The 20,108-nt window shown below is 69.9% G+C and carries 17 protein-coding genes; 3 read left to right on the forward strand and 14 right to left on the reverse strand.

Annotated elements, in window-relative coordinates; translation table 11 throughout:
• Positions 1 to 166: 166 nt before the first annotated feature.
• A complete protein-coding gene (gene glk, locus O9Y01_RS00075; protein WP_269629459.1) occupies positions 167 to 1,195 on the reverse strand; it encodes a glucokinase in 1,029 nt (342 codons plus the stop codon).
• Positions 1,196 to 1,610: 415 nt separating this feature from the next.
• On the opposite strand from glk, the gene O9Y01_RS00080 reads away from it, so the two are divergent.
• Complete coding sequence (locus tag O9Y01_RS00080) at positions 1,611 to 3,506, forward strand: glucokinase (protein ID WP_269629460.1); 1,896 nt, start codon at positions 1,611 to 1,613, stop codon at positions 3,504 to 3,506.
• A 102-nt stretch (positions 3,507 to 3,608) separates the two neighbouring features.
• Here O9Y01_RS00080 and O9Y01_RS00085 read toward each other — a convergent pair whose 3' ends face one another.
• The 4 genes from O9Y01_RS00085 to O9Y01_RS00100 form a co-directional block, all read right to left on the reverse strand.
• Complete coding sequence (locus tag O9Y01_RS00085; protein WP_269629461.1) at positions 3,609 to 4,427, reverse strand: hypothetical protein; 819 nt, start codon at positions 4,425 to 4,427, stop codon at positions 3,609 to 3,611.
• A 161-nt stretch (positions 4,428 to 4,588) separates the two neighbouring features.
• A complete protein-coding gene (locus O9Y01_RS00090) occupies positions 4,589 to 5,485 on the reverse strand; it encodes a Rossmann-like and DUF2520 domain-containing protein (protein ID WP_269629462.1) in 897 nt (298 codons plus the stop codon).
• Positions 5,482 to 5,781: a hypothetical protein gene (locus O9Y01_RS00095; protein ID WP_269629463.1), complete on the reverse strand. Its 300-nt coding sequence runs from the start codon at positions 5,779 to 5,781 to the stop codon at positions 5,482 to 5,484. The genes O9Y01_RS00090 and O9Y01_RS00095 overlap by 4 nt, the downstream gene beginning before the upstream one ends.
• A 188-nt stretch (positions 5,782 to 5,969) precedes the next feature.
• Positions 5,970 to 7,148 (reverse strand): acyl-CoA dehydrogenase, encoded by a 1,179-nt coding sequence (locus tag O9Y01_RS00100; protein WP_183102832.1) that lies wholly within the window; start codon positions 7,146 to 7,148, stop codon positions 5,970 to 5,972.
• A gap of 130 nt (positions 7,149 to 7,278) precedes the next feature.
• Between O9Y01_RS00100 and O9Y01_RS00105 the strand changes: the two genes are divergently transcribed.
• Positions 7,279 to 8,190 carry a LysR family transcriptional regulator gene (locus O9Y01_RS00105; protein WP_269629464.1) on the forward strand — a complete coding sequence of 304 codons (912 nt, stop codon included), beginning with the start codon at positions 7,279 to 7,281 and terminating at the stop codon, positions 8,188 to 8,190.
• A gap of 109 nt (positions 8,191 to 8,299) precedes the next feature.
• Here the strand turns inward: O9Y01_RS00105 and O9Y01_RS00110 are convergent, their stop codons facing one another.
• Together O9Y01_RS00110 and O9Y01_RS00115 are read right to left on the reverse strand one after the other, a co-directional pair.
• Positions 8,300 to 9,013, reverse strand: a complete 714-nt coding sequence (locus O9Y01_RS00110) for a PEP-CTERM sorting domain-containing protein (protein ID WP_269629465.1) — start codon at positions 9,011 to 9,013, stop codon at positions 8,300 to 8,302.
• Between the two features lie 351 nt (positions 9,014 to 9,364).
• Positions 9,365 to 10,585 carry an esterase/lipase family protein gene (locus O9Y01_RS00115; protein WP_269629466.1) on the reverse strand — a complete coding sequence of 407 codons (1,221 nt, stop codon included), beginning with the start codon at positions 10,583 to 10,585 and terminating at the stop codon, positions 9,365 to 9,367.
• Between the two features lie 169 nt (positions 10,586 to 10,754).
• Between O9Y01_RS00115 and O9Y01_RS00120 the strand changes: the two genes are divergently transcribed.
• Complete coding sequence (locus O9Y01_RS00120) at positions 10,755 to 11,492, forward strand: substrate-binding periplasmic protein (protein WP_269629467.1); 738 nt, start codon at positions 10,755 to 10,757, stop codon at positions 11,490 to 11,492.
• 64 nt (positions 11,493 to 11,556) lie between these two features.
• On the opposite strand, the gene O9Y01_RS00125 is transcribed toward O9Y01_RS00120, so the two are convergent.
• From O9Y01_RS00125 to O9Y01_RS00155, 7 genes are all read right to left on the reverse strand, one after another.
• Positions 11,557 to 15,129: a carboxypeptidase regulatory-like domain-containing protein gene (locus O9Y01_RS00125; protein WP_269629468.1), complete on the reverse strand. Its 3,573-nt coding sequence runs from the start codon at positions 15,127 to 15,129 to the stop codon at positions 11,557 to 11,559.
• Between the two features lie 419 nt (positions 15,130 to 15,548).
• The gene (locus tag O9Y01_RS00130) at positions 15,549 to 15,956 is read right to left on the reverse strand and encodes a RidA family protein (protein WP_269629469.1); all 408 of its coding nucleotides are present in this window, start codon (positions 15,954 to 15,956) and stop codon (positions 15,549 to 15,551) included.
• Positions 15,953 to 16,426, reverse strand: a complete 474-nt coding sequence (locus tag O9Y01_RS00135; RefSeq protein ID WP_269629470.1) for an acyl-CoA thioesterase — start codon at positions 16,424 to 16,426, stop codon at positions 15,953 to 15,955. Before O9Y01_RS00135 ends, O9Y01_RS00130 begins: the two co-directional genes overlap by 4 nt.
• A gap of 10 nt (positions 16,427 to 16,436) precedes the next feature.
• Positions 16,437 to 17,150, reverse strand: a complete 714-nt coding sequence (locus tag O9Y01_RS00140) for an ABC transporter ATP-binding protein (protein WP_269629471.1) — start codon at positions 17,148 to 17,150, stop codon at positions 16,437 to 16,439.
• Positions 17,147 to 17,914, reverse strand: coding sequence for an ABC transporter ATP-binding protein (locus O9Y01_RS00145; protein ID WP_269629472.1), 768 nt, complete (start codon positions 17,912 to 17,914; stop codon positions 17,147 to 17,149). The genes O9Y01_RS00140 and O9Y01_RS00145 overlap by 4 nt, the downstream gene beginning before the upstream one ends.
• A complete protein-coding gene (locus O9Y01_RS00150) occupies positions 17,907 to 18,935 on the reverse strand; it encodes a branched-chain amino acid ABC transporter permease (protein ID WP_269629473.1) in 1,029 nt (342 codons plus the stop codon). Before O9Y01_RS00150 ends, O9Y01_RS00145 begins: the two co-directional genes overlap by 8 nt.
• A complete protein-coding gene (locus tag O9Y01_RS00155) occupies positions 18,936 to 19,856 on the reverse strand; it encodes a branched-chain amino acid ABC transporter permease (protein WP_269629474.1) in 921 nt (306 codons plus the stop codon).
• Between the last annotated feature and the right edge of the window lie 252 nt (positions 19,857 to 20,108).

Genomic DNA, 20,108 nt, shown 5'->3' on the forward strand with positions numbered 1-20,108 from the left:
AAACTAGATTCGCACACAACACGAAGAAAACCCTTATCAGCCCCGAACGATGCCGAAAAGCATCAGATTTGGCCCAAACATCAAGGGTATCCACCAGTATTTCGGCCCCAAACGTGATCAAACGTCCGTGACCTTCGTCACCTGTATGTAGGTCAACTACACACAATCAGAACTTGACTACAGCCGCCCCCGGCAGTGATTGCTCGATCGCCAGGGACACACCGCCCATGGCGGCCAGGGTGTCGGTGATCAGCACCGTGGGAATGCCCGCCAGGTAGGACTGAAAGCGCCCCTTGGCCTCGAAGCGCTCGCGGAAACGGGACTGGAAGAAGGCCTCGCCCAGGCGCGGCACGATGCCGCCGCCCACATAGACTCCGCCGCGGGCCCCCAGGGTCAGGGCCACGCTGCCGGCAAAACCGCCCAGCATGGCGCAGAAGCTGTCCAGCGTGCGCGCACACAGGGGGTCCTGCCCGGCGAGGCCGCGCTCCAGGATCAACTCCGGTGTCAGCGGTTCCGGCGCGGCCTGGCTGCCGAGCACGGCGCACACCGCCTCATGCAGGGTCGGCAGGCCGATGCCGGAGAGCAGGCGCTCGGCGGAGACATGCGCATGGCGCCCCCGCACATGGGTCAGCAGGGCGCTCTCGAAGTCATCGGCAGGCGCGAGCGTGGCGTGCCCACCCTCCCCCGGCAAGGCCTGCCAGCCCTGCCCCGTCTGCAGCACCGCCGCGACCCCCAGCCCGGTGCCCGGGCCGATCACCGCCAGGCAGCCGGCCGCCGCGGGCAGCGGCCCGCCCCAGGCGCGGACCTGGTCAGCGCGCAGACGCGGCAGCGACAGCGCCAGGGCCTCGAAGTCGTTCAGCACCCGCAGGCTTTGCAGCTGCAGCGCCGCCTGCAAGGCCTGGCGGGAGAAGCGCCAGCGGCTGTTCGTCAGCACCACCTCGTCGCCCGCAACGGCGGTGGCCACCGCGACGGCGGCATGGCGAGGCGCCGGGCAGCCGCGACCCTGCGCCTGCAGCTCCGCAGCCAGGTCCTGGAGATAGCGGCGGACCGCCTCCTCCAGGCCAGGGAAGTCCTGGACGGCGTAACTGCGCAGCCGGGCCACGGGCGCACCGGGGCCTTCCACCCAGCCGAAGCGGGCGTTGCTGCCGCCGACGTCAGCTACCAGCCATGGATACAGATCCTGCGGGCCGCTCATGCCCGCCCCTCGTGGCACATCAGGGCTGCTGGAACCGGCACCGGTGGGCCGGACACCCGGGGCCACTTCAACTTGTCTTGCATGGATGATCTTTCCTCGCTCGGCCTGCCGCGGTCCGGCCAGCCGTGGAGCCTGTAGTTTTACAAGCGCATTGCATGCGGCGAAAGGTAGCAAAACTACATGCCACTGACAAGCTCTCGCTAGCCCCGCCCCGCAAGCTGTCAGCAGGACGCCTTCAATACAGGGCGGGCATTGAGGAAGAAATGCCGGGCAAGTCCCTGATCTGTCGAGCTTTCGTTCCACAATATGGCAAGCGCTGGCACTGCGGGCGCCCGCGCTGGTCAGGCCCACGGCCCGGCCCTGGGCATGTACCGATGCCCACCTGCTGTAGTTGCGTTACACCCTGACCCATCCCATGAGCTCCTTCGACAACCCCCGACTGATCGCCGACATCGGCGGCACCTATGCGCGTTTCGCCCTGGAAGCCAGCCCGGGTGAGTTCAGCCACAGCGCCTCGCTGCGTTGTGCGGACTACAGCGACTTCCACGCCGCGGTCTCGGCCTACCTGGACGGGCTGGGGGGGGCCCACATCGAGCACGCTGCCATCGCCATCGCCAATCCGGTGGAGGGCGACCAGGTCCGCATGACCAACTACCACTGGCAGTTCTCCATCGAGGAGATGCGCCAGCGCCTGGGCCTGGACACCCTGGTGGTGGTGAACGACTTCACCGCCCTGGCCATGGCCATCCCGCGCCTGGGGCCCGGCGAACTGCACCAGATCGGTGGCGGCGAGGCCCGGCGCCAGAGCGTGGTCGGCGTACTGGGCTCCGGCTCGGGCCTGGGCGTGTCGGGCCTGATCCCGGCGGGGGACGCCTGGATCTCCCTGGGCTCCGAAGGCGGCCACACCAGCTTCGCCCCGCGCGACGAGCGCGAGCTGGCCATCCTGCGCTTCGCCTGGCGGCAGTTCGACCACGTCTCCTTCGAGCGCCTGGTCTCGGGCCCCGGCCTGGAGCTGATCTACCGCGCTCTGGCCGACCGCGCCGGCGAGGCCGCCAAGCCGCTCAGCGCCCCCGACATCACCCAGGCCGCGCTGGACGGCCGCGACGCCGTCTGCGCCGAGGCCCTGGAGGTGTTCTGCGCCCTGCTGGGCACGGCCGCCGCCAATCTGGCAGTCACGCTGGGCGCGTTGGGCGGCATCTACATCGGCGGCGGCATCGTGCCGCGCCTGGGCGAGTACTTCGCCCGCTCCCCCTTCCGCAGCCGCTTCGAGGACAAGGGCCGGTTCAGCAGCTATGTGGCGGGCATCCCCACCTTCGTGATCACCGCGGAGAACGCCACCTTCAAGGGCGCCTCCGCCATTCTGGAATCCCAGCTCAAGAGCCTGCACAGCAGCGCCGGCGCGGCCATCCTGGGCCAGATCCGGCGTGCCCGCAGCGAGCTCTCGCCAGCGGAGCTGCGCGTGGCCGAGCATGTGCTGGCCCATCCGCGCGACGTGCTCAACGCTCCCATCGCCGACATCGCCCGCGCCGCCCAGGTCAGCCAGCCCACGGTGATCCGCTTCTGCCGCTCCCTGGGCTGCGAGGGCCTGTCCGACTTCAAGCTGCGCCTGGCCTCCGGGCTCACTGGCACCGTGCCCGTCACCCACACCCAGGTCAACATGGACGACTCCATGGTGGAGCTGGGCGCCAAGGTGCTGGGCAACACGGCTTCGGCCATCCTGCAGGTGCGCAGCCAGCTCAACCGCGAGATGATCGACCGCGCCATCCAGCTGATGCTGCAGGCGGGCCGCATCGAGTTCTATGCCGCCGGCCACTACGGCGTGGTGGCGCAGGACGCCCAGTTCAAGTTCCTGCGCTTCGGCGTCTCCTGCGCGGCCTACACCGATCCGCGCCTGCAGCAGCTGGCCGCCGATGTGCTGCGCCCTGGCGATGTCGCCGTGGTCATCAGCAGCTCGGGCCGCCTGCCGCAGCTGATGGACGTGGTGGAACGCGCCCATGCCCGCGGGGCCACGGTGATCGCCATCACCGCCAGCCAGTCACCGCTGGCGCGCAAGGCCGATGCGGCGCTGATCATCGACCACGTGGAGGACGTCAGCACCCATCTGCCCATGGTGAGCCGCATCCTGCACCTGCTGGTGATCGACATCCTGGCCGTGGGCGTGGCCCTGCGCCGCAATCCCGAGGCCATGCAGCTGATGGACGACGACGACAAAGCAGCCCTGGAACAACAGCGCGATGCCGGAGCCCGCCGTGCCGCGCCCGGCGTGGGCGTGGCGGCGCCGCTGGCCAGGCTGACTTCGCATACCCGCTGAAGCACCGCACGCGGGCTCCCCGCCAGCACAGGCGCCCGCCCGCGCTTCCGCGCTCCCGCACTCCCGCACTCCCGCACTCCCGCACTCCCGCACTCCCGCGCTTCAGCGGCTCTTGCTGCCCGTCAGGCCGTTGATCCACGGCCCCAGGGTCGCCCCGGCCGCGGCCTGCAGGCGCGCATCCGCAGGCAGGCCGGCGGGGTCCAGCACGGCGCAGCTCTGCTTGCCGTCCTTGGTCTCGTAGAGGAAGGTGATGCGGTGCGTGCCGCTGGACGAGACCCACACAGCCGGCGATTCACCGGCCGGCTGGCACAGGGCCACGCCCGAGACGCCTGGCAGCATCCAGCGGAAGGCCCAGGGCAGCAGGCCCTTGATGTCGCCCACCAGATTGCGCAGCTGCACGTCCGCACGCCCCACCTGCTCCGGCGTCAGGCTGGCCACCTTGGGGACCACCTCGAGACTCAGGCGCAGGCCCATGCTGCCCTTGGGCTGGTTGGGAATGAGCTTGGCCGTCTCGGCCTGCGCCGGTGTCAGCGGGGGCAGGCTCAGGGTGCCGTCCTCCGCCATGCCCACGGGCAGCTCCTGCTCGTTGTCCAGCTCCACGACCAGGCGGGTGCCGGGGGCCGGCAGCTTCTGCTTGCTGGCATGGGCCTTGAAGTCCAGGCGGATCAGCTCGCTGGCGTGCTTGCGGGCCACGCCATCGATCAGGTAGATGAACTTGGCGGGCATGATGGCGGGATCGGGCGCGCGCTTGCCCTGCACCGCCACGGGCGCCAGGACCAGGTCCGGTGCGGCGGAGGCCGGGCTTGCAGGCACGGCGGCCGCGCCTTCGGTGGCCTGTGCATTCTGGGCCAGCGCGCACATCGCCAGGCCCGCCACGCCAAGGCTGCGGCGCCCGCCGCAGCTGCTCTTTTTCTTGCTCATCGATGGTTCCTCTGTTCCGGCCCTGGCCGGTCCCTGTCATCCGGGCCCCGCAGTGTAGGCAAGGCCCGGCCGTCGCGGATCGCCCAGATGACCTGCTGCCGCGCCAGGGGAACCAGATGCAGTCGGGGATGACGAGTGACGGCCGGATCGCCAGAGGGGGGTCAGGTCTTGCCAGCCGGCGCGGAACGCTCGGCTTGCACGGTCGCCAGCAGCGCGGCCAGCGCCGCGCGCGCCGCCGGCTCGGGCTTCCCGCTGTCAGCCAGCAGATCCAGCTGGCGCTGGCTGAGCCAGCGGTAGAGCTGCAGGGCATCGGCGTCGCGCGCCTCCATCACCTGCAGATGGGCGGCCAGGACCCGCGCATCACCCCGGGCTACCGGGCCGGCGATGGCCCCTGGCAGGCCGCGCTGCGAGGCGGCGTCCAGGGCACCGCGTGCCAGCGGCATCAGGGCCGCCAGGGCCTGGTCGGCGGCCAGCCCGAGCTGCTCGAACAGGCTGCAGGCCTCGCTGAGCACTGACAGCAAGCCGCTCGCCGCGATGTTGGCCGCGGCATGGTAGGCAGCCCGCTGCCGGCCGCTGAGCGCCAGCGGGCGCAGGCCCAGGCGTCCGGCAAGGCGATGCAGCTGCTCACCCAGCGATCCATCCGGTGTCTCGATGGCCACCACCGAGCCCCTCAGGCGCTCGCGGGCCGTCCGGGGATCGGAAAAGATCTGCAGGGGATGAAAGCCCCCGACCATGGCGCCGGCGCGGTGCGCCGTGTCCAGCACGTCCAGGCCGGTGGCACCGCTGCAGTGCACGGCAGCCTGCCCGCGCCGCCAGGGCAGGCTGGCGGCCAGCGCCTCGATGGCGTCGTCCGGGGTGCTCAGGAAGACGATGTCCGCGACGGCCAGGCAGTCGGCCGCCGGCAGCGCGTGCACCCCGGGCAGCTGATCCGCCAGCCGCTGGGCGGCCGCCGGATCACGGCTCGCGATGGCCGTCACCGCCTCGCCCTGCTCCGCCAGCACGGGCGCCAGGCACTGCGCCAGCCGCCCGGCTCCAATGAATGCGATACGTGGACTCATGCCCGCGAACATACCACCCCGTCAGCGGCCGGAGGGCGCGGGCGCGGGTCCGGCCGCTGCATCCCGAGGCTCGGCACCTCCCCCAGGCGCATCTGCAGTGCCTGCGCCCGCTGGCCCTCGCTCAGGCGCGGCGGCCGCGGCTGCACGCCGCCGCTGCGGATCCGCATGCCGGTGAGCCTGTAGCATCTGGCGAGGTCCTGGGTCGAGCGGTAGACCAGGCAGCAGCAGCCGCTGGCGATGGCGCCCGGAGCGTTCCAGGTGAATTCATGGAAGCTCTCGTAGCTCGACCAGCTCAAATTCAGCGTGTACCTGCAGCAGGGCTTGGCACGGCTGCGGGTGTCTTGCCGCCGCTCACGCACCAGGTCGGGCGGTCGTTGCCGTCGCACAAGAAGCCACCCATGAAGATCTGGTCGCCCTGCACCTCCAGTGCAAAGCCGCGCGCGCCCACGGAGGCGCGGCGGCCCATGCGTGCGCCGCGCTGCACTCAGAAGGCGGCGATGCCCGTCTGCGCGCGGCCCAGGATCAGGGCGTGGATGTCATGGGTGCCCTCGTAGGTGTTGACCACCTCCAGGTTCACCAGGTGGCGGGCGATGCCGAACTCGTCGGAGATGCCGTTGCCCCCCAGCATGTCGCGCGCGGTACGGGCGATGTCCAGGCTCTTGCCGCAGCTGTTGCGCTTCATGATGGAGGTGATCTCCACCGCGGCCGTGCCCTCGTCCTTCATGCGGCCCAGGCGCAGGCAGCCCTGCAGCGCGAGGGTGATCTCGGTCTGCATGTCGGCCAGCTTCTTCTGAACCAGCTGATTGGCCGCCAGGGGCTTGCCGAACTGCTTGCGGTCCATCGTGTACTGGCGCGCCATGTGCCAGCAGAACTCGGCCGCGCCCAGGGCACCCCAGGCGATGCCGTAGCGGGCACTGTTGAGGCAGGTGAAGGGGCCCTTGAGGCCGCGCACTTCGGGGAAGGCGTTCTCCTCGGGGCAGAAGACCTCGTCCATCACGATCTCGCCGGTGATGGAGGCACGCAGGCCCACCTTGCCGTGGATGGCCGGCGCGCTGAGGCCCTTCCAGCCCTTTTCCAGCACGAAGCCGCGGATGGCGCCTTCGTCGTCCTTGGCCCAGACCACGAAGACGTCGGCGATGGGGCTGTTGGTGATCCACATCTTCGAGCCGGTCAGGCTGTAGCCACCCGGCACCTTCTTGGCCCGGGTGATCATGGAGCCGGGGTCGGAGCCGTGATTGGGCTCGGTCAGGCCGAAGCAGCCGATCCATTCGCCGGTGGCCAGCCTGGGCAGGTACTTCTGCTTGGTGGCTTCGTTGCCAAATTCGTGGATGGGCACCATCACCAGGGAGCTCTGCACGCTCATCATGGAGCGGTAGCCGGAGTCCACGCGCTCCACCTCGCGCGCCACCAGGCCATAGCAGACGTAGTTGAGGCCGGCACCGCCGTAGGCTTCGGGGATGGTGGGGCCCAGCAGGCCCAGGGCGCCCATCTCGCGGAAGATGGCCGGGTCCGTCTGCTCATGGCGGAAGGCCTCCAGCACGCGGGGCATCAGCCGCTCGGAGCAGTAGTCGCGGGCGGCGTCGCGCACGGCGCGCTCGTCGGCCGTCAGCTGCTGGTCCAGCAGCAGGGGGTCGTCCCAGTGAAAGCTTGCCTTGGTGGCCATGATGATCTCCTGTCCAGTCTTGTCTCTATTGCTGCGGGGCGGCTTTGCTGCACCTTGATGGGCAGCAAGTATTCCTTGTGAGACGATTCGTGTCCAATACGAATAAGCCATTCAACGATAGGCAGCAGATATGGCAAGCTCACTGGCGACCGCCGCCCTCTCCCGCGTGGAACTGCGCCATCTGCGCTACTTCCTGGCCCTGGCCGAGGAGCTGCACTTCGGGCGGGCGGCGCAGCGCCTGGCGATGTCGCAACCGCCGCTGTCCGTGGCGCTGCAGCAGCTGGAGTCGGCCGTGGGTGCGCGGCTCCTGGACCGCGACAGCAAGGGCGTGCGCCTCACCCCCGCCGGTGAGAGCTTCCGCGCCAGCGCGCAGGCGCTGCTGGGCCGCTTCGAGGAGGCCTGCGCCCAGGCCCGCGAGGTGCAGGCCGGCGAGGTTGGCCGCCTGCGCCTGGGTTTCGTGGGCTCCACGGTCTTCCATGGTCTGCCCGACTGGCTGGCCACCTTCCAGGACTCCCATCCCCGGGTGGAGGTGGTGGTGATCGAGCTGAACTCGCAGGACCAGATCCAGGCCTTGCTGCAGGAGGAGCTGGACCTGGCCCTGCTGCACACCGACCGCCTGCCCCCTGCCCTCGCCTGCGAGCCGCTGTACGACGAGCCCTTCCTCGCCTGCCTCCCCGCCTCGCATGCGGCCGCGGGCAAGCGCCGCGTGGCCCTGGCGTCGCTGAGCGACCAGCCCTTCATCCTCTTCTCCCGCCGCGGCTCGCCGGACTACCACGCACGCATCGTCGAGATGTGCCGCCAACAGGGCTTCTACCCGCGCCTGCAGCACGAGGGGCGGCACTGGCTGTCGGTGGTGTCTCTGGTAGCGCGGGGGCTGGGCGTGTCCATCGTGCCCGCGGCCTTTCGGGACGCCGGCATCCAGGGCGCCGTGTTCAAGCCTCTGGCGGAGACCATGGAGCGCAGCCGCGTGTTCGCGGCCTGGCGGCAGGATTCGGCGCCGGCACTGCGCGAAGCCTTTCTCTCGACGCTCGGCAAGACCTGACCCCTGGCCAGGCAGGCAGCCTGCGCCCACAGCGGCGACAGCGGCGAGAAGCAGCGGGGCCGACGCAGAAAAGCCCGCCGAAGCGGGCCTTCATGGAACGTGCTGCGCGCTATTGCGAAGTGGCAGACGCCCCGGCCTGACGGCGGCCGCGTCGGCTACCGGCCAGGGCCAGCAGGCCCAGGGCGGCCAGTGCCACGGTGCCGGGCTCGGGTACGGCCCCGACGTCGCCATCGATGACGGCCAGGGCGTGGTAGGAGGCGAACTTGAACGTCCAGCCCTGTCCGCCATCGTTCATCGCGAAGAGCCAGGCGCCGGTCGTATCGGGGCCGTAAGTCAGACCCGACCAGTAGTAGCCGTCCTGAGCCATGTTCAGGAAATCGCCGACGTTCTGGAGACCGAAGCCCGGCTGGAACAGGCCCGAGGGCGAGTAGTAGGCGTGGTTCCCGAGCAGGTCGTAGTACAGATGGGCCATCTCGCTGCCAGAGGCCTTGCTCGTGTCCACGTTGTAGCCGCTGTCGCCGCCGTTGAACGAGAAGTGGAAGCCGTCATCTCCTTTGTCGACCATCGTCGGCAGTCGCCAGCCCGACAGGCCGAAGCGGTCCTGCTCGGCCCAGGCCTTGGCATCATTCCAGTTCATGGCGCTGAGGCTGCCGGCGCGGAGCCAGGTCAGGTTGCGCGTCGAGTCATAGTAGGCTTCCGCGCCGTTGGCCGAATTGCCGTCCAGGTCACGGGCCTGCAACCCGCCCATGGGGCCGGCGTGCGCGATCCCGCCCAGGCTCAGCGCGAACACGGCGCCAGCAAGCGCCTGCTTGAAGAACTTCATGGATCCTCCCTTGCTTTAACCGCCCCCGGTGGGCGGCCTTCATATTTGCGTGCGGATGCTATTGGAGGTTCTGTGCTGCCTGAATCCGGACTGTCCCGGATGCTCGCCAAGGACTTCGCCAGTAGCGGGACCGCCGGCCCGGGACGCACGTGGTTTCGGTACACCGATCCAGCACCACCTTCTGCGCCAGCGCTTCAGCAGTGGCCCGCAGGGCACCGAAGCGCTTGACCAGGCCTTGCACGCGCAGGAAGTCAGCCATGGGCGCCCTCCCCCCGCGCCAAGCACCGGCGCAGGCCCTCAGCCAGGCCTTTCTGGACACGGTGGGCAAGACCTGCCCCCAAGCGGCCAGCGTCAGGCCGATCGGGGGGTCTGCCAGGGACGCAGCCACTGCAGCAGCTGCTCATACACCGCCGGATCGCCCAGCAGGGCCAGATGGCCCAGGCCATAGCCGATCCACTGCCGCTCGGGTGCGAAAGTCAGGGTGCGCTGAGGGTCCGGGTGGCGGCCCAAGGCGCTGTCCAGGGGCACCAGACCGTCGCCCAGCAGGCGGTCCTTGAGGTCGTCGCGGCGGGCGCCGATGCTGCCGGCGACCGTGTAGCAGCGGATCTGAGCCGGCAGCGGCAGATGCCGGGGCAGCGCCGGCCCGGGGCTGAAGCGATCGCGTCCCTGCCAGTCCTCCTCGAGCAGGCTGCCGTGGCGCAGATCGGTGATGCCCTCGCTGCGCACGCGGCCCAGGCGTGCAAAGGGCGTGGCATAGGGCGTCTGCTCCAGCAGGCGCTCGAACCAGTGGCCCAGGCGTTCCAGCGGCGCGCCGTGGTGGGGCGTGCCCAGGAACAGCAGATCGCTCACCAGCGAGGGCCAGCGGTGCCCTGCCATGGCGCCCTGGTGCAGCGCGCTGCGCGCCACCAGGCCGCCCATGCTGTGGCCCAGCAGGGTCAGGCGGCGCAGCTCGCCGGGCCATTGCGCCACCAGGCGTTCCAGAAGGGTCGCCAGGGCCTGGCCGTTGCGGGCGATGTGCAGGCCGGTGTTGTAGCGGAGGTAGAGCGGCGTATAGCCGAGATCCCGGGCCAGCGCGGCGCCGTGGTCATGGCCGCCGTACAGCCACTGCTGCTCGTTCATGCACAGGCCATGGAGCATCACCAGGGGCGCATCCCCCCCCTCAGGCAGCGCGCCGGACTGGAGGTCCAGCGGATGCCCGCCGTGGTGAATCGCCATGGGAATGGCCAAGGGGTTGTGAGTCCGCTCGAGGTGATCCCCGAGCACGCCGTTGAGGGCCGAGACCAGGGCATCACCCTGCGGCAGGCCGGTGCTGCGGCCCAGCGCGGGCTCCAGCAGGGCCAGCAGTTCGTCGGCCCCCGCACCCGCGACCCGCGTCACGCCTCGGATGCTGCGATAGACCAGCCCCGTCAGCCCGCCGGCGCGGTCCGGGGCCTCGCGCCCGGCCGCCAGCGGACCGTTCAGCACGCGGGCATGCACGGCTTCGACCAGGTCTGCCAGGGCCAGCGTGGCGCTGGCCGTGAGCTTCACGAGGCCGCGCACCGGATGGGCGCGGCGCGAAGGAGGTTCAGCCATGCCCGCATTCCTCGTCTGTTGATGACGGGCCATTCTGCAACAAGGCAGGGGAGTCACCCCTTTGCGCCGTGCACTTGGGGCTGACTATGATCGGCAAGACGCAGAATGCCGGCCCGACATGTCGTCGCCCACCGGGCATCTCGGCAGGGGGATTGGCATGAGAGCTGTCATGGCAAAAGTGCTCGCGCTGCTGCCGGCCTTGCATGCCGGCCCCGCGCTGGCGCATCCACCCCCTGGCGAAGCGCCGCTGCGCCTTTACTACTACGAACGCCCCCCGTTCCACTACACGGACGAGCAGGGCCGTGTCACCGGCCACTTCGCGGAACTGACAGAGCAGATCCTGCGCCGCGCCGGCCTGCGCTTCGAATGGGTGCGCATGCCGGCCAACCGCATCCTGCTCACGCTGCGCAGCGAGCCCGAGCCCGCCTGCTCGCCGGCCTGGTATGCCACGCCGGAGCGGCAGGCCGACTTCTGGTTCAGCAAGCCCATGCTGCGTGACAAGCCGCTGATCGCCCTGCTGCGGGCGGATTTCCCGCTGGAGCCCGGCACCACGGCCCGGGACTTCTTCCAGAGCCCCAAGGTCAGGCTGCTGCTCAAGCAGAACTTCTCGCAGGGCGCCTACATGAACGCGCTGATTGCCCGCATGCCGCCGGCGCAGCTGCAGCAGGTGTCCCTGGAAGTGCCGGCCATGGTCCAGATGCTCAAGCGCAACAGGGCGGATGCCATCATCACCACCGAGGATGAGGCCGGCCTCTTTGTCCGGCAGGCGGGCTATCCCATGAGCGAGTTCCTGGTCGTGCAGTTTCCCGACGTGCCGGCCGAGGAGTACCGCTACATCCTCTGCAAGCGCACCCTGCCCGCGCCGGTGCAGAGGCGCATTGACGAGGCCATCCCCGCCCTGCCCTAGCGGCCGGCCCGGCAAAAAAAAAGCGCCCCGGTGAGGGGCGCTTCGCTTGAGAGTCCGCGGGTGTTCAGCGGGCTGCGCGCTGTGTGCGGCGCAGAACGGCCGGCTTGGCCATGGCGGCACTGAGGAGCTTGGGACTGTCTTGCGCCACCTTGACCGCCTTCGCCGGCTTGGCCGCCGGGCTGGCCGCGCTGGGCAGGAAGTTCGTCATGCGCGTCAGGCCTGGGGCATCGGTCTTGAGGTAGAGCAGATCCATGATGAAGCTGCTGCCGCTGCCGCTGCCTTCCACGCTGAAGACGGGCAGCAGGCTGGCCTGGCCGTAGTTGGACACGTAGGCATAGCTGGTCGCCATCGGGCCGGTGGGCAGCTTGCCGTAGGTGACCAGGGTCTGGCGGGTGTCGCCCTGAACGCTGCGCAGGGTGCCACCGGACATGTTGAAGGGCCCCACGGCGCCGTCGACCATGAACAGGGCCCAGCTGGCCGAGCCACCCAGCCAGGAACGCGCCGGCCACGTCTTGGCGCCCATCCAGCCCACCACCATGCTGCCCGGCAGCCATTGCTGCGAGCCGCCGTCGGGGGCACTGATCAGGGTGCGCACGGAGGGGCTGGGGCCGATGCCCAGCACATTCACGTAGACATTGCCGCCCGAGGTCTGGGACTGGCCGAAGGTTTCACCATCAGCCAGGGTGTACAGCACGCTCTTCGCGCCGCCCGCACGGGCGATGCCGATGACCTGACCCTTCTTGCCGCTCAGGCCGAGGCTCTGCACCACGACATGGCTGGAGGTCAGCTGCACGTCGCTGGCCTGCACGTCCAGCGTGGCCAGGGTGTCGACGGCCAGGGTGTCGGTGATGTGCAGGATGCGGGTGCCGCTCAGGGACGTCAGTGCCAGGTAGCCGTGGGGGCCATCGCTGACCACCGTGCCCTGGTGGCTCTCGTCGGCCGCCAGGGTGGCCAGCAGCTTGGCGCCATCGAGCTTGGCCAGGTCCACGCCGTAGAGCTTGCCGCCTTCGATGAACAGCCAGATGCCCGGGCCCGAGGAGCCGATGTTGCCATCGCTGAGGTTGTTGAAATCGGCGCTGCCCAGCTTGAACAGGGCCGTGGGCGAACCCAGATCGGCGTCCACCCGGCTGAGCTGCGTGCCCTTGCGCAGCACGAAGCCGGCCAGGGTGCCGTCGTTGTTGCGGATCTCCGCCACGGGCATGTCGATCAGGCGGGCGGAGCTGCCGCCATCCATGTTGAGGCGCACGGCCCAGGCCTGGTTGTCGGCGCTGGTGTCGCAGCGGCCGTCCGGGCCGGGTGCGACCATGAACATCCACGAGCGCGACGGATCGACGAAGTCATTGCCCATGCCATCCAGCATCGCCAGGTCCATGGTGACGCTGGAGCGACCGCAGACCTCGCTGCTCTTGAGGCTGGACAGCAGCGCCGGCACCGGCACGCCACTGCTGATGGACTGGTCCACCTTGTACAGGCGGCTGCCCTTGAAGTAGGCGTAGTAGCGCTGCTGGACATTGCTCACCTGACCACCCGACACGCTGGCCTGGATGACGCTGTGGTTCCAGAAGGACATCTGGCCACCGGCCTCGACCGTGCTGGTGCCCAGGCCAGGGTTGTCGGCCTTGACGGCCACCAGGGCCGGCGTGCCCGAGGTTTCTGGACCGTCAGCGAAGGTGGTGGTGACGTTCACCGAGGGGCCGGCGTAGGACAGCAGGTAGTAGCCTGAGCCGCCCGAGCTGCCGGCATTGACCGTCACCGTGGCGCTGCTGCTGGTGACCTTGCCCACGCTGTTGCTGAGCACGACCTGGTAGCGGCTGCCGCTGTCCTTCAGCTCCAGCACGGGCGTGACGTAGCTTGCCGAGGTGGCCCCGGCGATGTCCACGCCATTGCGCTGCCACTGGTAGCTCACCGGCGCGATCTCGTTGGCCTCGGCCACCACGGACAGCGAGGCGTTCTGGCCCACGCTGACCGTCAGGTCACGCGGCTGCGTGGTGATGACGGGGGCAAGGGGCACGGCCACGCTGAGCAGGGCCGTGTCGGAGTTCACCGACTTCTTGTTGGCCGTCACCACGACACGGAAGCCGACGCCGTTGTCGGCCGCGGTGAGCTTGGGCGTGGTGTAGCTGGCGCCGGTGGCGCCTGCGATGTCGGTCCAGGCGCCGGCACGCAGCTGCTGCCACTGGTAGCTCATCGGGAAGCCGGCGGCATTGGCGTCGACGCGGAAGGTCACGGTGGCCCCGACGGCGGCCTTCTGGCTCGCCGGCTGCTGGTAGATCACCGGCGATGCGGCGCTCGTCAGGTGCAGGGTGGCCGGCAGGCTGGTGACGCTGCCGAACTCGTTGCTGACCTTGACGGTGAAGCGGGCGTTGTCGTCGGCCGCGCCCGTGGGCACGAACTCGAAGGTGCTCTGGGTGGCGCCGGCGATGGGCACGCCGTCGCGGCTCCACTGGTAGCTCAGGGTGCGAGCCCCGGCCGCGTAGACGGTGAACGGGGTCGGCCAGGCCACCATGCTGTTGGCGTCCTGCGGCTGCTGCAGGATGACGGGGGCCGAGGTGCTGGCGCTGAGCACCAGGCAGCTGGGCAGGGTGATGTCGGTCGACGAGGGGCCGGCCTTGACGAAATTGGACAGCAGGTCACCCGTCTGGGCGAAGAGCGTGGCCACGCTGCCGCGGCGCATCACCAGATCGAATTCGCCGGTGCTGCCGGTGTAGGCCGTCGTGCGGGCGCTGTAGTCCACGCCGTCGGCGAAGACGGGGACGCCGGACTTGCGCTGACCCTTGTCGTCCTGCACGCAACCGTGCACCCGGATGGAGTCGTAGACGCGGTCCGCGTTCCAGGTCGTGAAGTGGCTGACCTGGCCTTCGTAGTAGCGCTGGCTGCCCTCGCCCACCAGGCGCGCTTCGCCTTCCTGCACCCAGAGGCCGGTGGCCTCGTTCAGGTAGAAGAGCGGGATGGTCGCGGGCACCTCGGGCGAGCGCGTGGCCAGCGGGATGCGGATGACGGCATTGACGCCCTTGGCCAGCTGAAGGTCCTGGCCGGCGCTGTCGCGCAGCGTGACGGTCAGGGCGCCCAGGCTCTCCATGGGCTGCGGGGCGGCGCCCGCGGTGGCCGGCTGCGCCATGTAGCCGCCGGGCATGCGGGCTGCATCGGTCGCGGGATCGATGGGCGTGATCTCCACGGCGATGGTGCCGGTGTAGGCGGCACCCTTGGCGTCCACCACGGCATTGGCGGGCAGGGTGACCCGGGCCGTCGAGTTCGGCACCTGGGCCGAGCCACCGCTGACAGCGCTCACGCTGGCCGTGGCGCCCACACGCACCAGGCTGGCGCTCACGGCGCTTGCCACGCCCTGCTGCACCTGCGTCTTGGTCTGGTGACCGGCATGGCCGGCATGGCTGATGGCCAGCAGCGCATCGCCCACCGGCAGCTCGGCCAGCGTGAAGGCGCCCTTGGCGTCGGTGGTGGCGCTCAGCGTGCCGCTGCGCACCGTGGCGGCTGCGATCGGCAAGCCGGTGCCGGCCTCATAGACGAAGCCGCTGACGGAGCCCGTCTTCACCACGACCGGCGGGATCGGGGGTTCCGGCGTGGGGGTGGGTGTTGACGAGTCGCCGCCGCAGCCGCTCAGCGCGGCGGCCAGACTCACAAGGCACGCGCCAAAGCGCAGGCGCCAGCCATGATTTCGCATGAGATTCCTCCCGAGGCGCCTGGACTTGGGCAGCTCGACCCAACGTCAGCTGCGGGGCTGCACGCGCTCTGCGGCACGCTGTGGACCAGCCCGTCCGTCCAGGACAAGATTGCTAAGGATCAGCGGCCTGCATCGCCCCGGACCTGCCCGCACGCGGGCACGCCGGGCCGCGCAGGGGGCCGCCTGATGTCGCCGCGGATTCTGCCGCCCAGGCCAGCCCCGACATGCCGGGAGAGGTAATGGTTTGTAAGCCACCCCCTGCTTGAGCGGGTCATGCCGCCAGGCCCCTCATGCCGGCTCGACGGCGGGCGATCAGCGATCAGCGATCAGCGATCAGCGATCAGCGATCAGCGATGGGCAATGGGCGATCAGCGCCCTCAGCCCAGCACCGCCGTCACCTCGATCTCCACCTTGGCCCGGTCCTCCATCAGCGCCGCGACCTGCACCGCGCTCATGGCCACGCCGTACTCGCGGCCCAGCACCTCGCGGTAGACCTGCCCCACCTCCCGGCCGCGGGCCAAGTACTCGCGCTTGTCCAGCACATACCAGGTCATGCGGCAGATGTGCTCGGGCCCGGCACCGCCCTCGGCGAGCACGGCCTTGATGTTCTGCAGGGCCTGGCGGACCTGGTCGACGAAGTCGTCGCTCTCGAACTGGCACTGCGCATTCCAGCCGATCTGGCCGGCCACGAAGATCTGGCGGCCGCTGGCGGCCACGCCGTTGGCATAGCCCTTGGGTGCGGCCCAGTCGGCGGGCTGCAGAACGGTCTTGGGGGTCGTGGTCATGGGGTGCTTTCCTGCAGGCCGCCCGGGCTGCTCAAGGCGAGCAGGGCGCTGCGAATGTCGTCGGGCAGGGGCTGGGCACGGTGGGTCTCCAGGGACGTGCACACCAGCGACTGGCGGAACCAGGCCCGTCGTCCGTCGGGGCCTTCGTAGTGATGGAAGAGGCGCAGCGAGCTGCGCCCCAGGTGCTCGAGGGCCACGCGCTGGCGCAGCACGTCGCCCATGCGGCTGATGCGCTCGAAGCCACTGTCCAGCTGCACCGTGGGCAGGCCCACGCGGCGCGCGCCGAGCAGTTGATCGAAGGGAATGCCCAGGCCGAAGGTGAAGAAGTCCTCCACCACGGCATTGAGCATCTCGTAATAGCGCGGGTAGAACACGATGCCGGCCGGGTCGCAATGGCCGAAGCGCACGCGCTCCTCGCGCTCGAAGATGAATCGGGGGGCCGGTGTGCTGCTGATGTCCGTCTCGCTCATGCCTTGCTCCTCAGACACCCAGATAGCGCTGCCACAGGGCCGGATCGGCCTCCAGCGCCGCCGAGTCGCCCTGCCACACCATGCGGCCGCGCTCCATGATGTGATGCGCATCGCCCAGGCGCAGCAGGCGCTGCACGTACTTGTCGACCACCAGGATGGTCTGGCCCTGGGCTCGCAGCTCGGCGAGCACGCGCCAGATCTCCTCGCGCACCAGGGGAGCCAGGCCCTCGGTGGCCTCGTCCAGGATCAGCAGCTGCGGATTGGTCATCAGCGCGCGGGCAATGGCCAGCATCTGCTGCTCGCCCCCCGACAGCTGCGCCCCGCCATGATGGCGCCGCTCGGCCAGGCGCGGGAAGGCCTCGTAGACGCGGGCCAGGGTCCAGGGCCGGGGCAGGCCACGCCGGTTGGCGGCGAAGGCGACGAGGTTCTCCTCGACGCTGAGATTGGGGAAGATCTGCCGCCCTTCCGGCACCAGGGCCAGGCCTTGCCGGGCGATGCGCTCGGGCGACCAGCCGGTGACGTCCTCGCCACACAGGCGGATCCGGCCGGCGGCTGGTTTCAGCCAGCCCACCAGGCACTTGATCAGGCTGCTCTTGCCCATGCCATTGCGGCCCAGCAGGGAGCGCACCTCGCCCTGGCGCACGTCCAGATCCAGGCCGAAGAGCACAGGGCTGCGGCCATAGGCGGCCTCCAGGCCGCGGACTTCCAGCACCGTCTCGCTCATGCCGCGTCCTCCGCTGCGGGCATCTCGTCGCCCAGGTAGGCCTCGCGCACGCCGGCATGGGCACGGATGTGCTCGGGCGTGCCGCTCGCGATCACCCGCCCGCCCACCAGCACCGAGATGCGCGTGGCCAGGCGGAAGACGGCGTCCATGTCATGCTCCACCAGCAGCAGGGTCATGTTCAGGCGCAGCAGCTGCAGCAGCTCCAACATGCGCTCGGATTCGTCAGGTCCCATGCCGGCCATGGGCTCGTCCAGCAGCAGCAGGCGCGGCTTGGCGGCCAGGGCCAGGCCGATCTCCAGCTGGCGCTGCTCGGCATGCGAGAGGCTGCCCGCCGCGCGCTCCAGCTGCGAGCTCAGGCCCACCTTCTGCGCCAGCGCCTCGGCCTCGGCCATCACGACGATCTGGGTGCGGCGCGCCTGCCACCACTGCCGGGCACCGCCGCGGCGGGTCTGCACCGCGAGCACGAGGTTGTCCAGCACACTGCAACGCGGGAAGACGCTGGTGATCTGGTGGCTGCGCACCAGGCCGGCCTGCACACGCGCGGCCATGTCGAAGGGGGCCAGGTCTTGCCCCCGGAAGCGGATGCTGCCGGCGTCAGGCCGCAGGCTGCCCGCGATCTGATGGATCAGCGTGGTCTTGCCCGCGCCGTTGGGCCCGATGAGGGCATGGACCTCGCCCTCCAGCACCTCGAAGCTGGCCTCGTCCGTGGCCCGCAGCGCGCCGAAGCGCTTGACCAGGCCTTGCACGCGCAGGAGCTCAGCCATGGGCGCCCTCCCCCCGCTGCGCCCGGCGGATGCGCAGGCCGGCCAGCAGGCCCGCCAGACCCTGGGGCGCCACCATCACCACCGTCAGCAGCAGCAGGCCCAGGGCCAGCTGCCAGTGCAGGGTGTAGGCCGACAGCAGCTCCTCCAGCAGCAGGAACACCGCAGCGCCCAGCGGACCGCCCCACAGCGCCCCCGCGCCGCCCAGGATCACCATCACCATCAGCTGGCCGGACTGCGCCCAGTGCAGCATCTGCGGGCTCACCAGGCCGTTGAGGTTGGCCAGCAGCGCGCCCGCCAGGCCGGCCAGGGCCCCCGCCAGGATGAAGGCGCTGCACTGCAGGCCGAAGACGGGCGCACCCAGGGCGCGCATGCGGCCCTCGTTCTCGCGCACGCCCTGAAGCAGCAGGCCGAAGGGCGAGTTCAGCAGGCGCTGCAGCAGGGCCATGCAGGCCGCGAAGGCGGCCAGCACGCAGAGGTAGAAGTTTTTGTCATCCTTGAGGTCCACGCCCGGCAGCAGGGAGCGCTGAAGCAGGGGCAGGCCGTCGTCACCGCCATAGGCCTTGAGGGACACGGCCAGGTAATAGAACATCTGCGCGAAGGCCAGCGTGATCATGATGAAGTAGACGCCGCGCGTGCGCAGCGCCACCAGGGCCACCAGGCCCGAGGCACAGGCGCTCACCGCCATGGCCAGCGGCCAGGCGACCAGGGCTTGCTGGCCCAGGCCGCCGCCATTCATCAGCGCGCCCACCGTGTAGCCACCCAGGCCCATGAAGGCCGCATGGCCGAAACTCACCAGGCCGCCGAAGCCCAGGATGAGGTTGAGGCTGCTGGCCGCGATGGCGAAGATCAGCACGCGGGTGGCCACACCGGTGTAGAACTCCTGGCCCATCAGCTGCAGCAGCCAGGGCAGGCCGGCCAGCGCCAGCAGTAGCAAGACCTGACCCCACAGGCCCAGGCCCGGGTGGTCCAGCCTCAGGGGCGTGGAGGAGGACGCAGCGGTGGAAGTGGTGGAAGCTGACATTCAGCGCCGAGCAGGAAAGAGGCCTTGCGGACGCCAGAACAGCACCGCCGCCATCAACACATAGATCAGGATCGACGCCAGCGCCGGGCCCAGGCTCGAGGCCAGCTCCGGCGAGGCAAGCGCGCGCAGCAGGGCCGGCAGCAGCGTGCGGCTGGCGGTGTCCACCAGCCCCACCAGCAGCGAGCCGATCAGCGCGCCACGGATGGAACCAATGCCGCCGATGACGATCACCACGAAGGCCAGGATCAGGATGCTCTCCCCCATGCCCACCTGCACCGCCAGCAGCGGGCCCAGCAGGCCACCGGCCAGCGCACACAGGGCGGCGCCCAGGCCGAAGACCAGGGTGAAGAGCTTGCGGATGTCCACCCCCAGGGCCTGGGCCATGGCGCGGTTGGACGCCCCCGCCCGCACCCACATGCCCACGCGCGTCCGCGTGACGCCCCACCAAAGCCCCAGCGCCACCACCAGGCCCACGCCGATGATCAGCAGCCGGTAGGCCGGATAGAACAGCCCAGGCAGCAGCTCCACCGGCCCCGACAGCGCGGCCGGCGTGTTGAGCATCAGCGGCTGCTCGCCCCAGAGGATGCGCACCCCTTCGTTGATCATCAGGATCAGCGCAAAGGTGGCCAGCACCTGCGAGAGGTGGTCGCGCTGGTAGAGCCGGCGCAGCAGGCTCACCTCCAGCAGCATGCCCAGCACCGCCGTGCCCGCGACCGCCGCCAGCAGCCCCAGCACGAAGCTGCCCGTGGCCGCCCCCACCGCCGCCGCCAGGTAGGCGCCGACCATGTACAGCGAGCCATGGGCCAGGTTGATCATGTCCATGATCCCGAACACCAGCGTCAGGCCGGCCGCCAGCAGGAACAGCATCAGCCCGAACTGCAGGCCATTCAGCAACTGCTCAGCAATCAGTACGAAGTCCATGGACGATTGAAATGCTCAACGACGTATTTGCAAGCGAGAAGTCCACGCGCCACCGTAGCCACTTCTCCACGGAGCCCTGCCACCGCAAGGTGTGGGCAACACCTCCAGCGGGGATCGCGGATCCGGCTCCGCCGGGCCGCCGATCACGCCCCCCCTGGGGGGCTGAGGTCGGACACAAACGCCTTGGCGTTTGTGCCTGCCGAAGGGCCAGGCCTCTGGCCTGGCGCGGCCTGCAAGGCCGGCGCAGCCGGT

It is taken from the genome of Pelomonas sp. BJYL3, assembly GCF_027257975.1.
In the GTDB taxonomy this organism is placed as follows: domain Bacteria; phylum Pseudomonadota; class Gammaproteobacteria; order Burkholderiales; family Burkholderiaceae_C; genus Roseateles_B; species Roseateles_B flavus.